Annotated in this window: 11 protein-coding genes; 2 read left to right on the top strand and 9 right to left on the bottom strand. The window is 68.5% G+C overall.

What is annotated here, in order from left to right; genetic code table 11:
* Nucleotides 1-76: 76 nt before the first annotated feature.
* Complete coding sequence (purD, locus tag AAHB17_RS04620; RefSeq protein ID WP_342129324.1) at nucleotides 77-1357, bottom strand: phosphoribosylamine--glycine ligase; 1281 nt, start codon at nucleotides 1355-1357, stop codon at nucleotides 77-79.
* An 8-nt stretch (nucleotides 1358-1365) separates the two neighbouring features.
* Nucleotides 1366-2085, bottom strand: a complete 720-nt coding sequence (locus AAHB17_RS04615) for a YebC/PmpR family DNA-binding transcriptional regulator (protein ID WP_342129323.1) — start codon at nucleotides 2083-2085, stop codon at nucleotides 1366-1368.
* Between the two features lie 123 nt (nucleotides 2086-2208).
* Between AAHB17_RS04615 and AAHB17_RS04610 the strand changes: the two genes are divergently transcribed.
* Entirely contained in the window at nucleotides 2209-3759 is a 1551-nt protein-coding gene (locus AAHB17_RS04610; protein ID WP_342129322.1) for a helicase HerA-like domain-containing protein, read from the top strand.
* Between the two features lie 17 nt (nucleotides 3760-3776).
* The gene (locus AAHB17_RS04605) at nucleotides 3777-4223 is read left to right on the top strand and encodes an EVE domain-containing protein (protein WP_342129321.1); all 447 of its coding nucleotides are present in this window, start codon (nucleotides 3777-3779) and stop codon (nucleotides 4221-4223) included.
* On the opposite strand, the gene AAHB17_RS04600 is transcribed toward AAHB17_RS04605, so the two are convergent.
* The 7 genes from AAHB17_RS04600 to AAHB17_RS04570 form a co-directional block, all read right to left on the bottom strand.
* On the bottom strand, nucleotides 4201-5202 hold the full coding sequence (locus tag AAHB17_RS04600; RefSeq protein ID WP_342129320.1) for a sterol desaturase family protein: 1002 nt from the start codon (nucleotides 5200-5202) through the stop codon (nucleotides 4201-4203). The two genes, AAHB17_RS04605 and AAHB17_RS04600, sit on opposite strands and share 23 nt — an antisense overlap.
* A gap of 28 nt (nucleotides 5203-5230) precedes the next feature.
* Nucleotides 5231-6043 (bottom strand): polysaccharide deacetylase family protein, encoded by an 813-nt coding sequence (locus tag AAHB17_RS04595; RefSeq protein ID WP_342129319.1) that lies wholly within the window; start codon nucleotides 6041-6043, stop codon nucleotides 5231-5233.
* Nucleotides 6027-7004: a YVTN family beta-propeller repeat protein gene (locus tag AAHB17_RS04590; RefSeq protein ID WP_446719553.1), complete on the bottom strand. Its 978-nt coding sequence runs from the start codon at nucleotides 7002-7004 to the stop codon at nucleotides 6027-6029. Before AAHB17_RS04590 ends, AAHB17_RS04595 begins: the two co-directional genes overlap by 17 nt.
* 54 nt (nucleotides 7005-7058) lie before the next feature.
* Nucleotides 7059-8513, bottom strand: a complete 1455-nt coding sequence (gene sbcB, locus AAHB17_RS04585) for an exodeoxyribonuclease I (protein ID WP_342129318.1) — start codon at nucleotides 8511-8513, stop codon at nucleotides 7059-7061.
* A gap of 246 nt (nucleotides 8514-8759) precedes the next feature.
* The gene (gene clpA, locus AAHB17_RS04580) at nucleotides 8760-11108 is read right to left on the bottom strand and encodes an ATP-dependent Clp protease ATP-binding subunit ClpA (RefSeq protein ID WP_342129317.1); all 2349 of its coding nucleotides are present in this window, start codon (nucleotides 11106-11108) and stop codon (nucleotides 8760-8762) included.
* Nucleotides 11109-11162: 54 nt separating this feature from the next.
* Nucleotides 11163-11510 carry an ATP-dependent Clp protease adapter ClpS gene (clpS, locus tag AAHB17_RS04575; RefSeq protein ID WP_342129316.1) on the bottom strand — a complete coding sequence of 116 codons (348 nt, stop codon included), beginning with the start codon at nucleotides 11508-11510 and terminating at the stop codon, nucleotides 11163-11165.
* Between the two features lie 94 nt (nucleotides 11511-11604).
* Nucleotides 11605-13797 carry a cyclic nucleotide-binding domain-containing protein gene (locus AAHB17_RS04570; protein WP_342129315.1) on the bottom strand — a complete coding sequence of 731 codons (2193 nt, stop codon included), beginning with the start codon at nucleotides 13795-13797 and terminating at the stop codon, nucleotides 11605-11607.
* Nucleotides 13798-13824 lie beyond the last annotated feature (27 nt).

Here is a 13824-nt window from a genome sequence, read left to right as displayed (position 1 = left end):
TCGGTTCGGCCGGCACGGCCCGCAAATGCACGGCCAAGGGGCACGAGAGCAGTGCCCGCAGGCCGTGGCCGCGCCATCAGGATTTGAGCGCGCGGCTGCCGATGTCGCGTCGGAACTGCATGCCATCGAAATGGATGCCGCGGGTGACGTCGTAGGCGCGCTGCTGCCCGACCTTGACCGAGTCGGCCAGCACCGTGACACACAGGACACGCCCACCGCTGACCTTGACGGCATCACCATCGAGCTGGGTGCCAGCGTGGAACACCATGGCGTCGTCGGCATCGGCCGGCAGCCCGGTGATGGTGTCGCCCTTGCGCGGGTTCATCGGGTAGCCGTGGGCGGCCAGCACCACGCCCAAGGCGGTGCGGCGGTCCCAGTCGAGTTCGGTCTTGTCCAGTTCGAGCGAGGTGGCGGCCAGCATCACGTCCACCAGATCCGACTTGAGCCGCATCATGATGGGCTGGGTCTCGGGGTCGCCCATGCGGCAGTTGAACTCCAGCGTCTTGACCGCGCCATCGGGCGAGATCATGAGGCCGGCGTACAGGAAGCCGGTGTAGGGAATGCCGTCCTTTTCCATGCCACGGATGGTGGGCAGGATGATCTCGCGCATGGCGCGGGCGTGCACGTCGGGCGTGACCACCGGCGCCGGCGAATAGGCGCCCATGCCCCCGGTGTTGGGGCCCTGGTCACCGTCCTGCAGGCGCTTGTGGTCCTGCGAGGTGGCCAGCGCCAGCACGTTCTTGCCGTCGCACAGGACGATGAAGCTGGCTTCCTCGCCCTGGAGGAATTCCTCGATCACCACCCGCGCGCCGCCGGCGTTGTGGCTCACGCCCAGGGTGTTGTCCAGCAGCATGAAGTCCACCGCCTCGTGCGCCTCGGCGGCGGTCATGGCCACCACCACGCCCTTGCCGGCGGCCAGGCCGTCGGCCTTGACCACGATGGGCGCGCCCATGCGGTCGATGTAGGCGTGGGCCTGGGCCGCGTCGGTGAAGCTGTCGTAGGCCGCCGTGGGAATGCCGTGGCGCAGCATGAAGGCCTTGGAGAAGGCCTTGGAGCTTTCCAGCTGCGCCGCCGCCTTGGTCGGGCCGAACACGCGCAGCCCATGGGCGCGGAACTCGTCCACCACACCGGCGGCCAGCGGCGCCTCGGGGCCGACCACGGTGAGCGCGATGGCATTGGCCTGCGCCCACTCGCGCAGGGCCACCACGTCGGTGATGGGCACGTTCTTCAGGCCGCTGTCGCGCGCGGTGCCGGCATTGCCCGGCGCCACAAACACCTGGCTGGCCTTGGGCGACTGCTTGAGTTTCCAGGCCAGTGCGTGTTCGCGGCCACCGCCGCCAATGACGAGAATCTTCATGGGTGCTTTCAGAGTGCCGCGTTGTGGGAAACCTCCTGGACATCGTCCAGGTCTTCCAGCACATCCAGCAGCTTTTGCATGCGGGCGGCGTCGTCGCCCGACAGCTCGATGGTGTTTTCCGGTCGCATGACGACCTCGGCCACCTCGGGGGTGAGGCCGGCGGCCTCCAGCGCGTTCTTGACGGCCTCGAATTCGAAGGGCGCGGTCAGCACCTCGATGGCGCCGTCCTCGTCGGTCAGTACGTCCTCGGCACCGGCCTCCAGCGCCACTTCCATGACCTTGTCCTCGGAGGTGCCGGGCGCGAACACCAGTTGGCCGCAGTGCTTGAACTGGAAGGCCACCGAACCTTCGGTGCCCAGGTTGCCGCCGTATTTGCTGAAGGCGTGGCGCACCTCGGCCACGGTGCGCACGCGGTTGTCGGTCATGGTGTCGACGATGATGGCCGCGCCGCCGATGCCGTAGCCCTCGTAGCGGATTTCCTCGTAGTTCACGCCTTCGAGGTTGCCCGAGGCCTTGTCGATGTTGTACTTGATGCGGTCGGCCGGCATGTTGGCGGCCTTGGCCTTGTCCACCGCCAGGCGCAGACGCGGGTTGGCGCTCAGGTCGCCACCGCCGGTGCGCGCGGCCACCGTGATCTCACGGATGATGCGGGTCCAGATCTTGCCGCGCTTTTCGTCCTGCCGGCCCTTGCGGTGCTGGATATTGGCCCACTTGGAATGTCCTGCCATGAAAACCTCGTCTGTTCCGGCACGGCTGGCCGGGGTGATGGCGGCCCACCGGGCCACTCGAAGATAACCTGATATTCTACTTTTTGGCCGCAGCCCCCGGCGCGGCATACAGGAGAGGTTCCCATGTCCGTCGCCCCGCTACACATCGCCCAGAACGCCCACACCGCCTGCGAACTGCTGCCCGGCCTGGCCAACCGCCACGGGCTGATCACCGGCGCCACCGGCACCGGGAAGACAGTCACGCTGCAGACACTGGCCGAACAGTTCTCGCGCATTGGGGTGCCGGTCTTCATGGCCGACGTCAAGGGCGACCTGACCGGCATCAGCCAGCCGGGCAAGATCGGCGACAAGCTGGCCGCCGTGCTCAAGGACCGCGGCATCGCCCTGCCCGAGCCCCTGGCCTGCCCGACCACGCTGTGGGATGTGTTCGGCGAACAGGGCCACCCGGTGCGCGCCACCGTGAGCGACATGGGCCCGCTGCTGCTGGCGCGCATGCTCAACCTCAACGACACGCAGGCCGGCGTGCTCAACCTGGTGTTCAAGATCGCCGACGACAACGGCCTGCTGCTGCTGGACCTCAAGGACCTGCGCTCCATGCTGCAGCACGTGGGCGACAACGCCAAGCAGTTCACCACCGAGTACGGCAACATCAGCGCCGCCAGCGTGGGCGCCATCCAGCGCGGCCTGCTGCAGATCGAGCAGCAGGGCGGCGACAAGTTCTTTGGCGAGCCCATGCTCGACATCAACGACTTCATGCAGACGGTGGACGGCCAGGGCGTGGTCAACGTGCTGGCGGCGGACAAGCTGATGAACTCGCCCCGCCTGTACGCCACCTTCCTGCTGTGGATGCTGTCGGAACTGTTCGAACAGCTGCCCGAGATCGGCGACCCCGAAAAGCCCAAGCTGGTGTTCTTCTTCGACGAGGCCCACCTGCTGTTCAACGAAGCGCCCAAGGTGCTGGTCGAGCGCATCGAGCTGGTGGTGCGCCTGGTGCGCTCCAAGGGCGTGGGCGTGTACTTCGTGACCCAGAACCCGCTGGACATCCCCGACACCGTGCTGGGCCAGCTGGGCAACCGCGTGCAACACGCCCTGCGCGCCTTCACGCCACGCGACCAGAAGGCCGTCAAGGCCACGGCAGAAACCATGCGCCCCAAGGCCGGGCTGGACATCGAGGCCGCCATCACCGAACTGGCCGTGGGCGAGGCCCTGGTCAGCCTGCTCGACCCCAAGGGCCGCCCGACCGAAACCGAACGCGTGTTCGTGCTGCCCCCGGGCAGCCAGCTGGGCCCGATCTCACCGGCGCAGCGGCAGGCGCTGCTGCAGGGCTCGCTGGTGGCCGGCGTCTATGAAAAGACGGTGGACCGCGAATCGGCCTACGAGGCCCTGCGCGCCCATGCGGGCGCGCGTGGAGAAGAAACCCCCCAGGCCGAGGAAGGCGCCGTCAAGACGCCGCGCATTCCCGGCGCCAGCGGCGGCCAGAACACCCCGGCCGCCGGTGGCGGCATCGGTGGCATGGTGAACGAAGCCTTGTTCGGCCGCACCGGCCCGCGCGGTGGCCAGTACGACGGCCTGGTGCAGACCATGGCCAAGACGGCGGCGCGCAGCGTGGCCAGCGGTCTGGGCCGCCAGATCGTGCGCGGCATCCTGGGCGGACTGCTCGGCGGAAAGCGGTGAGCACAGGCTACTGGCTCATGAAAGCCGAGCCGGCCGAGGTGTCGGTGGACGACGCCCTGGCCGCCCCCAACGCCACCGTGCCGTGGACCGGGGTGCGCAACTACCAAGCGCGCAACTTCATGCGCGACGCCATGCGCGTGGGCGACGGCGTGTTGTTCTACCACGCCAGCTGCGCCGAGCCGGGCATCGTGGGCATCGCGCAAGTGGCTTCGGCGGCCTACGCCGACCCGACGCAGTTCGATCCCGCGTCACCCTACTTCGACCCCAAGGTGACGCCGGGCACACCGCGCTGGCTGCTGGTGGACGTGCAGGTGCTGAAAAAGACCCGCAACCTCACCCTGCCCGCGCTGCGCGCCGACCCCGCACTGGCCGACCTGGTGGTGCTCCAGCGCGGCAACCGCCTCTCCATCACGCCGGTCGAGCCGGCGCACTGGCGGCACATCACGGCCTTGCTGGCGGACTGAGCGGCACGGCCCCGCGCCCGAACAGGCGCCGCAGGCCCAACCATTGCTGGGCCCAGAAGCCCTCGCCGTAATCGCGCACCCGGCCCTGGGCGTCCGGCTCCACCTGGTCGCGCACACCCGTGGGCCCGACCTCGCTGTCGAGGTCGGCGGTGCCCAGCAGCATGTCCCACCAGGGCAGCAGCACACCGAAGTTGTGCCCGCCCAGGGTGCCGCGCCCGGTCGACTCGTGCCCGATGCCGATGCCGTGGTGCACGCGGTGAAACCGCGGGCTGATCCACAGGCGTTCACCCCAGCGGCCGAAGGACAGCCGCAGGTTGGCGTGCTGCAGGCTTTCGCTGAGCTGGCCCAGAGCCACCAGCGCCACGAACTGTCCCGGCCCGACACCGATCAGCAACGCCACCAACACCCACACCATGTCCACCAGCACGTCGTCCAGCAGGTGGTTGCGGTTGTCGCTCCACATCGTCATCTGCCGCTGCGAGTGGTGCAAGGCGTGCAACGACCACCACCAGTGAAAATGGTGCTGTGCGCGGTGGATTGCGTAATTGAGGAAGTCGAACGCCACCAGGTAGATCAGGAAACTGACCCAGGCCACGTCGGTCACGCCCGGCCACCATTGGTCCAGGTGCAGCGTGGGCCAGCCCAGCACGCGCAACTCGCTCAAGCCCAGTTCCACCCAGTTCTCGAAGGTGAAGAACATGAACAGCCGGAACAACCCCAGCCGGTGGACCAGGGTGTAGATCACGTCGACCCGCACCGCGCGCGGGTCGGTGACGGCCTCCACCGGCCGCCAGCGCTGCAGCGGTGCAATCAGCACCAGCAGCACCAGCAACTGCAGCAGACCCACCAGCAGCCAGCCGGTGGCGTCATAGGCCTGCTCCAGCAGGTCGCCAGCGCCCAGGGCAAAGCTCAGTGGCTGCACCACCGCTTCGAACAACGCCAGCTGGGCGACTGCAAACAGTTCGATCAAGAAGTCCATGGTCAGACAGGCTGGCAAGACGCCGCGCTCACCGGGCGTGGGCGCTGTTCCATCGGATGTGGTCAGGGTGTTCGCGCAGGGTGCGGAAACAGAAACCCTTGGCCTTGAGGCCCTCGATCAGAGGTTCGAGCACCGTCGGCGCCCAAGGGTCGCGGCGCGACCAGATGCCCAGGTGCGCCACCAGGATGTCGCCGCTGCGCAGCTTGCGCAAGGCGTTGTCGAGCAGTTGGGCGTTGCTCACGCGTTCGCTGGGCAACTCGTCGCCCAGAAAGCCGGCCGGCGCCCAGCCCACGTGCTGGAAACCGCAAGCCTTGGCCGCCGCCAGCAGCGCTGGCGAGGTGCGGCCCCCGGGCGCACGAAACAGCGGCAGCGCCTTCACGCCGGTCAGGGTCTCGAGCCGCTGCGCACCCTGCTCGATGGCTCGACAATACCGCGCTGCGTCCCACAGCTGGACGTCGCCCTGGTTCGGCCCCGCCGAGGCCCGGACTCGGAAACGCGGCGGATCGCCGGGCACGTCGGCCTGCCAGTACACGTGGTCGAGCGTGTGCGAGGCGAAGGCATGGCCTTCGGCCGCGCGCGCGCGCCACCAGGGCGCCCAATGCCGCCCCAGGCTGCCGTCGCCGGCCTGGGTGCGCTCGTCGGCACCAAAAAACGTGACCAGCACCTGCTGGCGTGCCAGCACCTCGGCGATCAGCGGGGCCACGCCCATGTGGCCGGTGTCGAAGGTGAGGTACAGCGGCTTCGCGCAACCCGCCTCCGCAGCGTGGCTGGCCGGCACGCAGGCCAGCGCCAGCAGCCCGGCCAGCAAGCGCCTGCGGACGCCGTCAGCGGCGAGCCGCATGGTCCAGTGTCCAGACCCCGTGGGGCGACTTGCCCACCTTCACCTGGCGCACCACGCTGCCGGTGGCGAGATCGATCACGGTCAGCTTCTTGGCCCAGCGCGAGGCCACCATCAGGGTCTTGCCGTCGGCGGACACGTCCATGCAGTCCGGGCCGGACGGCGCCTCAAAGCTGTTGACCGCCTGCATGGTCGTGAAATCGATGCGGGTGATGGTGTTGGCGACCCGGTTGCTCACGAACACGTGGCGGCCGTCGCCGGCGGCGCGAAATGCATGCGCCCCCTTGCCGGTGGCAATGGTCTTGAGCAGGCGCGGCTGGGCACCGCTGACGTCGTAGACCTCCACCCCGGCGGCGCCGGTCAGGCCCACCAGCAAGGTCTTGCCGTCGGGCGTGCCGAAGACGTCGGCCGGCATGGGGCCGGTCTTGACCCGCGAACGCAGGGTCTGTGTGGCCAGATCGATGGTCACGAGTTCGTCGTCGCCCTGGATGCTGGCCCACAACGTGGTGCTGCGCGGGTCAATCCACAGGTGGCTGGGGATCTTGCCGGTGGGGATGCGCTTGACCAGGGTCGGGTTCTGGCCGTCCCAGCGGTAGATGTCGATGTGGTTGAGGCGGTTGGCCGCCGTGACAAACCACTTCATGTCGGGCGAGAACTGCAGCTGGTAGGGGTCGAGGATGCCCCGGACCGTGCGCTGCACCTCGGCCGTGCGCGGATCGATGAAGGTCAGCGAGTCGCTGAGCGCGTTGGCCACGATGACCGATTTCTCGTCCGGCGTGAGGTAGAGGTGGTGGGGCTCCTTGCCGGTCGGGATGCGGCGCACCTCGGTCCAGGTGCGCGGGTCCACCACGCTCACGTCGGCATCCAGCGAATTGAGCACGAACACCGGCGCGGCGGCCTGGCTGACGCCGCCCCACACCATCCCCAGGGCCAGCACCAGGCGGCCCCACATCACACTTCGCATCAGACGTCTCCCACATCCCGCCAAACCACACCCGTGCGGCGGGCGAACCGGCCGTCAGGCGTCTGGCGCCACGGCATCGGCGTAATCATAGAGCGCGCCGAGGATGGCCTCGGCACGTTCGTCACCTTTTTCGCTGGCCAGCTCCGCCAGCTCGTCGATGCGGGCACACAGGGCCTCGATGGTGGTGGCGCCGGCCGCCCCGTGCAGCAGCCGGTCGGCGCAATGAGCGGCCCAGCGCTGCGCCTCCTCCGGCCGCAGCGCATCGGGCCAGTTGCGGGCGCGCCAGCGGAACACCAGCTCTGCCAGGCGTTCGTCGTCGAAACCGGTCTTGTCCAGGGCCAATTCCGCCGGGGTGAGCGTGCGCAGGGCCTGGAGACGGCGACGGTCGCCGTTGCCGATGAAGCCACCATAGAGGTCGTGCTCCACGTCCACGGCCTCGGTCGACGGCACGCGTTGGAACACCTGGGCCCAGATGGCGCTCATGTCGGGCAGGTCGCGCGCCACCGCCGCGTGCCGCAGCGCCTGCTCCAGGTCCAGGCCCCAGCGCTGCGCCAGCTCGGGCCGCAGCGTTTTCAGGTTGCCCACCACCATGGGGGATTTGTTGAGGTGCACGGTCTTGATGGGCAGCCGGGCCACGCCCTCGGGCAGGTCGGCGCTGCGGGTGTAGAGCCGCAGCCGGATCTCGTCGGCGTTCAGGCGCGCGAGTTCGGCCGGGTCGGCGCCCAGGTCCCAGGCGATCAGCTCGTTCTTGTTGACAGGGTGGCTGGCCAGCGGCCACATCACGGCCAGGCACCCCCGCTCGGGCGGGAACATGCCCGAGACATGCAGGAAAGGTCGGGCCGATTCGCGCGAGGCCGGCAGGCCCAGTTCGGCGGCCACGCGGTCCTTCTTGTGCAGGCCCAGGCAGAAGTCGAACAGCTTGGGGTTCTTGTCGCGGATCAGGCGCGCCAGCGCGATGGTGGCGCGCACGTCGGACAAGGCATCGTGCGCCGCCTCGTGCACCAGACCATTGGCGCGCGCCAGGTCTTCGAGCTTGAAGCTGGGTTTGCCATCGGGCTTGGTGGGCCACGCAATGCCTTCGGGCCGCAGCGCGTAGGCCATGCGCACCACATCGAGCAGGTCCCAGCGGCCGCAGCCGTTCTGCCACTCGCGTGCGTACGGGTCGATCAGGTTGCGCCAGAACAGGTAGCGGGTGAACTCGTCGTCGAAGCGGATGGTGTTGTAACCCACGCCTATGGTGCCCGGCTGGCCCAGCGCCGCCTCGATGCGGCTGGCGAAATCGTTTTCGATCAGACCGTGTTCGGCGCAGTGCTGCGGCGTGATGCCGGTGATCAGGCAGGACTCGGGATCGGGCAACACGTCCACCGCCGGCTGGCAGTAGAACATCATGGGCTCGCCGATCTCGTTGAGCTCGGCGTCGGTGCGTATGCCGGCGAACTGCGCCGGGCGGTCGCGCCGGGGGTTGGCACCAAAGGTTTCGTAGTCGTGCCAGAGGAAGGTGTGCGTCATGCGGCTCATGAAAAAAGGCCGGTGCGCCATGCACCGGCCTTTTGATCGTAACCGCCGACAGCCCAAGTCCGCCACGCCGGGCCGCCCCAAGCAAGGACGCCCCCCCTTGGGGGGCAGCGACCCACGTCAGCGGCGGAGCGTGGGGGCCGTCATTCCGTCCGCCACGCCGGGCCGCCCCAAGCAAGGACGCGCCCCCTTGGGGGGCAGCGACCCGCGTCAGCGGCGGAGCGTGGGGGCCATGTGCTTTCAGTCGGCCGCCGCGGCCTCTTCCGGCTCGGTCGGCTCGGCCTTGGCGCGGCCCTTGGGCGGCAGCGGCTGAATGTCGAGCAAGACCTCGGGTGCGGCGTCGCTGCCCTCGGCCACGTCGCCGATGTCCACCGTCAGGCGGCCACCTTCGGTCAGGCGACCGAACAGCAGCTCGTCGGCCAGGGCCCGGCGGATCGTGTCCTGGATCAGGCGCTGCATCGGGCGCGCGCCCATCAGCGGATCGAAACCCTTCTTGGCCAGGTGCTTGCGCAGCTTGTCGGTGAAGGTGACGTCGACCTTCTTCTCGGCCAGCTGGGTTTCGAGCTGCAGCAGGAACTTGTCGACCACGCGCAGGATGATGTTCTCGTCCAGCGCCTTGAAACTCACGATCGCATCGAGGCGGTTGCGGAACTCGGGCGTGAACAGGCGCTTGATGTCGCCCATCTCGTCGCCGGCCTGGCGCGGGTTGGTGAAACCGATGGTCGCCTTGTTCATGGTCTCGGCGCCCGCGTTGGTCGTCATGATGATGATGACGTTGCGGAAGTCGGCCTTGCGTCCGTTGTTGTCGGTCAGGGTGCCGTGGTCCATGACCTGAAGCAGCACGTTGAAGATGTCCGGGTGCGCCTTCTCGATTTCGTCAAGCAGCAGCACCGCGTGGGGCTTCTTGGTGATGGCCTCGGTCAGCAGGCCGCCCTGGTCAAAACCCACGTAGCCCGGAGGCGCGCCGATCAGGCGGCTGACCGCGTGGCGCTCCATGTACTCCGACATGTCGAAGCGGATCAGGTCGATGCCCATGATGTAGGCCAGCTGCTTGGCGGCTTCGGTCTTGCCGACGCCGGTGGGGCCGCTGAACAGGAAGGAGCCGATGGGCTTGTCGCCCTTGCCCAGGCCCGAGCGCGCCATCTTGACGGCACCGGCGAGCACCTCCAGCGCCTTGTCCTGGCCAAACACCACGCTGCGCAGGTCGCGCTCCAGCGTCTGCAGCTTGCCGCGGTCGTCGTTGGACACGTTGGCCGGCGGGATGCGGGCGATCTTGGCGACGATCTCCTCGATCTCGGTCTTGCTGATGGTCTTCTTGCGCTTGGAGGGCGCCAGGATGCGCTGGGCCGCACCGGCCTCGTCGATGACGTCGATCGCCTTGTCGGGCAGGTGGCGGTCGTTGATGTACTTGGCGCTGAGCTCGGCCGCGGCCTGCAGGGCGGCGGCGGCGTACTTCACGCTGTGGTGTTCCTCGAAGCGGGACTTGAGGCCCTTGAGGATTTCCACCGTCTGCTCCACCGTCGGCTCGACCACGTCGACCTTCTGGAAACGGCGGCTCAGGGCCGCGTCTTTTTCGAAGATGCCGCGGTACTCGGTGAAGGTGGTGGCACCGATGCACTTGAGGTTGCCGCTGGACAGCGCCGGCTTGAGCAGGTTGGACGCGTCCAGCGTGCCACCCGAGGCCGCGCCGGCCCCGATCAGGGTGTGGATTTCGTCGATGAACAGGATGGCGTGCGGCTTGTCCTTGAGCGACTTGAGCACGCCTTTCAGGCGCTGCTCGAAATCACCACGGTACTTGGTGCCGGCCAGCAGCGCGCCCATGTCCAGCGAGTAGACGGTGGACTCGGCCAGGATCTCGGGCACGTCCTTCTGGGTGATGCGCCAGGCCAGGCCCTCGGCGATGGCGGTCTTGCCCACGCCGGCCTCGCCCACCAGCAGCGGGTTGTTCTTGCGGCGGCGGCACAGGATCTGGATCACGCGCTCGACCTCGTACTCACGGCCGATCAGCGGGTCGATCTTGCCGTCCTTGGCCGCCTGGTTGAGGTTGAGCGTGAACTGCTCCAGCGGCGAAGCCTTCTCGTTGCCCTTGCTTTCGCCGCTCTCCTCGTTCTCGGGCGCCGCCTCGTTGGACTTGGTGGGCTCGGGCGGGTCGCTCTTGCGGATGCCGTGGGCGATGAAGTTGACCACGTCCAGGCGCGTCACGCCCTGCTGATGCAGGTAGTAGACGGCGTGCGAGTCCTTCTCGCCGAAGATCGCCACCAGCACGTTGGCGCCGGTGACTTCCTTCTTGCCGTTGCCCGTGCTCTGCACGTGCATGATGGCGCGCTGGATCACGCGCTGGAAACCCAGCGTGGGCTGCGTGTCCACCTCGTCGGTGCCGGCCACCTGGGGCGTGTTGTCTTTGATGAAATTGGTCAGCGACTTGCGCAGATCATCGATGTTGGCCGAGCAGGCCTTGAGCACCTCGGACGCGCTGGGGTTGTCCAGCAGCGCGAGCAGCAGGTGCTCCACCGTGATGAATTCGTGCCGCTGTTGCCGGGCCTCGACAAAGGCCATGTGCAAGCTGACTTCAAGTTCCTGGGCAATCATGGGGCACTTCCTTTACAAAAATCCAATCGTTGGGCAGCTTGGGGCGAACCCGGTTTATTCAACCGGCTCGCTCACACACTGCAGCGGATGCCCCGCCTGGCGGGCCGCGTCCAGCACCTGATCGACCTTGGTCGCAGCGACGTCACGCGAAAACACGCCGCAGACGCCTTTGCCTTGCAGGTGTATTTTGAGCATGATCTGGGTCGCCGTCTCGCGGTCCTTGTTGAAAAATTCCTGGATGACCAGCACCACGAACTCCATCGGGGTGAAGTCGTCGTTGAGCAGGACCACCTGGTACATGTGCGGCGGCTGGGTGCGCTGGGCGATGCGTTCGAGCACGACCGAGTCATCCCCTCCGGCTGGGGGCGTGACGGGTTCGGGTTTCACGGGTTTGGTGACCATGAATCCATTCTAGCCAGCGCGGCCGGGCGTGATGGCGCCGGGGCTATTGCGCGGGCACAACATCCGATGCCCGGTGGGGTGATGGCCGCCGTGCTCAGACCCGGTTGCGGGCCGCCACCATGGCACTGACGGAACGCAGGCGCGCCGCGATGTCGACGGCGATGTTGGCCAGCAGCCGCTGCACGATGCGCGGGTGGTCCGCCCCCATCTGATCAAACTGCGCCCGGTCCAGGCAGGCCAGCACCAGATCGGTCGTGGCCACCACCTCCGCGGAGCGTGGCGCCCGGTCCAGGAAACCGATCTCCCCCAGCGTGGCGCCGGGCAACACCGTGGACAGGCGGATGTCCGCGCCCTGGGGGCCCCGCACCACCACGCTGGCAGAGCCTTCCAGCACCAGCATCAGTTCGTCGCTTGGGTCGCCCTCGCGCAACACGGTCTGGCCGGCGCGGTAGCGCACCGTGCGCATGGCGGCCACCAGCCGCTGCCGGTCGGCCTCGTCCAGCCCGCGCAGGAAACCGACCGTGGCCTCCGGCGCTCCACCGTCCGGCGACTGGGCGCGGCCCGCCGTGCCCACCAGCAAGGCGTTTTCAGCCACCTCCAGCGCGCGGTCCAGGTCGGCGTGGGTGGCGCCAGGGGGCACCGCGTCGGCCATGGCTTCGGCCAGCGGCCCGCTGGCCCGCACGCCGGCATGCAGCAAGACGACGTGGCGGCGCGGCAAGACGCTGTGCAGGCGCGCCACCACCTGCACCACGCTGGTGTCCACATGGCGGGTGCGGCTCCAGTCGAGCACCACCCACTGGCCGTCCTGGACCTGAGCCTCCACCGTTTCCTGCAAGGCCCCGGCCGAGGCGAAAAACAGATCGCCTTCCAGTTCGAACACTTTGATGTGGTGGGCCACGGCGTCCAGCGCCAGCAGCTCGGCGCGCGGGCGCGCGCAGTTGGACCGCACCTGGTGCCCGCTCCACACGTGGCGCACCGGCTTGCGGGCGTTGCGCATGGCGAACAGCAGCAGCCCCAGCACGATGCCCACCACCACCGCCACCACCATGTTGACCGCCACGGCAGTGAAGGTGACGGCCACCACCAGGGCGAGGTCCTCCCGCGCGTTGGCCGACAGCGGCTTGCGCGTGAGCCAGCGGCCCAGCTGGCGGGCCGACCCCCGGTCGACAAAAAACCAGGCATCGGCCAGCATCACGCCACACACGGCGGCCACGGGCATCCACAGCACCAGGCCCGAGGCATAGGCCAGGGCAAACAGCAGCGCGGTCCAGAACACCGTCACCGGCCGCAGCCGGACGGTGCGCTGCGCCGCCAGCGATGCCTGCTGGGACACCGTCAGCACCGGCGAGCCCAGCAGCGAGGCGAGCGAGACGCCCAGGGACTGCAGCAGGCGCGGACCGACACCCACAAAACGCTGGCCGTCCCGCAGGCTGACGGCTTCGAGCGTGACCGTGGTGTTGATGAAGGCCATGACCCCCAGGATGAAGGCCTGCACCAGCACGTGGCCCAGCACGGCCAAGTGCCGTACCGCCGCATCGGACAGGGCGTGGAAGTCGGCCAGCATCAGGGGCACGGTGGTGGGCAGCGCCCCGCCGGCCAGGGTCAGCGACGGGTGACCAAGCGCGCCCAGCGCCTGCGCCAGCAAGGCACCCACGCCCAGGCCCACGGCGGCGGCGGGCAGCGTCGGCAGCCGCAGGCGCGAGCCCAGCATGCAGGTCGCCGCGGTGACAGCCAGGACCGCCAGCAGCCAGGCCGACTCCCCACCCTGCCACAGGCGCAGCAGCGTGCCCAGCTGGGACATCAGCAGCAAGGCGGCGATGCTGTTGGAAAAACCGCTGAAGACCGGCGCCGGGATGTAGCGCGTCAGGCGGTCGGCCCGCAACAGGTAGAGCACGCCGGTCACCAGGCCGGCACCGGCGGCGATCAGGCACAGGAAGGCCATGCGCACTTCCGGCGTGTCCTGCAGGCCCCAGCCCGGCAGCTGCAGGCGCAACTGTCCCAGGATCGCCGCTAGCGTGGTGGCCTCGAACAGGCGGGCGGCAAACATCGCCGGCCGGGTGGAGCTGAGGCTGAGCAAGTGCAGCAACACCAGTCCCAGCATGGCCGCCAGGATGCCGCTGGCCAGATACGCCGTGCCCACCTGGGCAAACACGAGCATCACGCCCCCCAGTGTGGTGGGCAGGGCCAGGGCCACCGCCTCCAGCGCGGCCAGCAGGTGCAAGGGCCGCCAGCGCACCGCGGCCGCCCCCTCCAGCCGGGAGGCGCTCTTGTCCAAGCTCTGCTTCATTCGTTGAGGGCCTCAGATCTGCGACCG

Source organism: Hydrogenophaga sp. OTU3427, assembly GCF_038440225.1.
GTDB lineage: Bacteria > Pseudomonadota > Gammaproteobacteria > Burkholderiales > Burkholderiaceae_C > Hydrogenophaga.
This window is presented reverse-complemented; position numbering and strand designations above follow the sequence as displayed.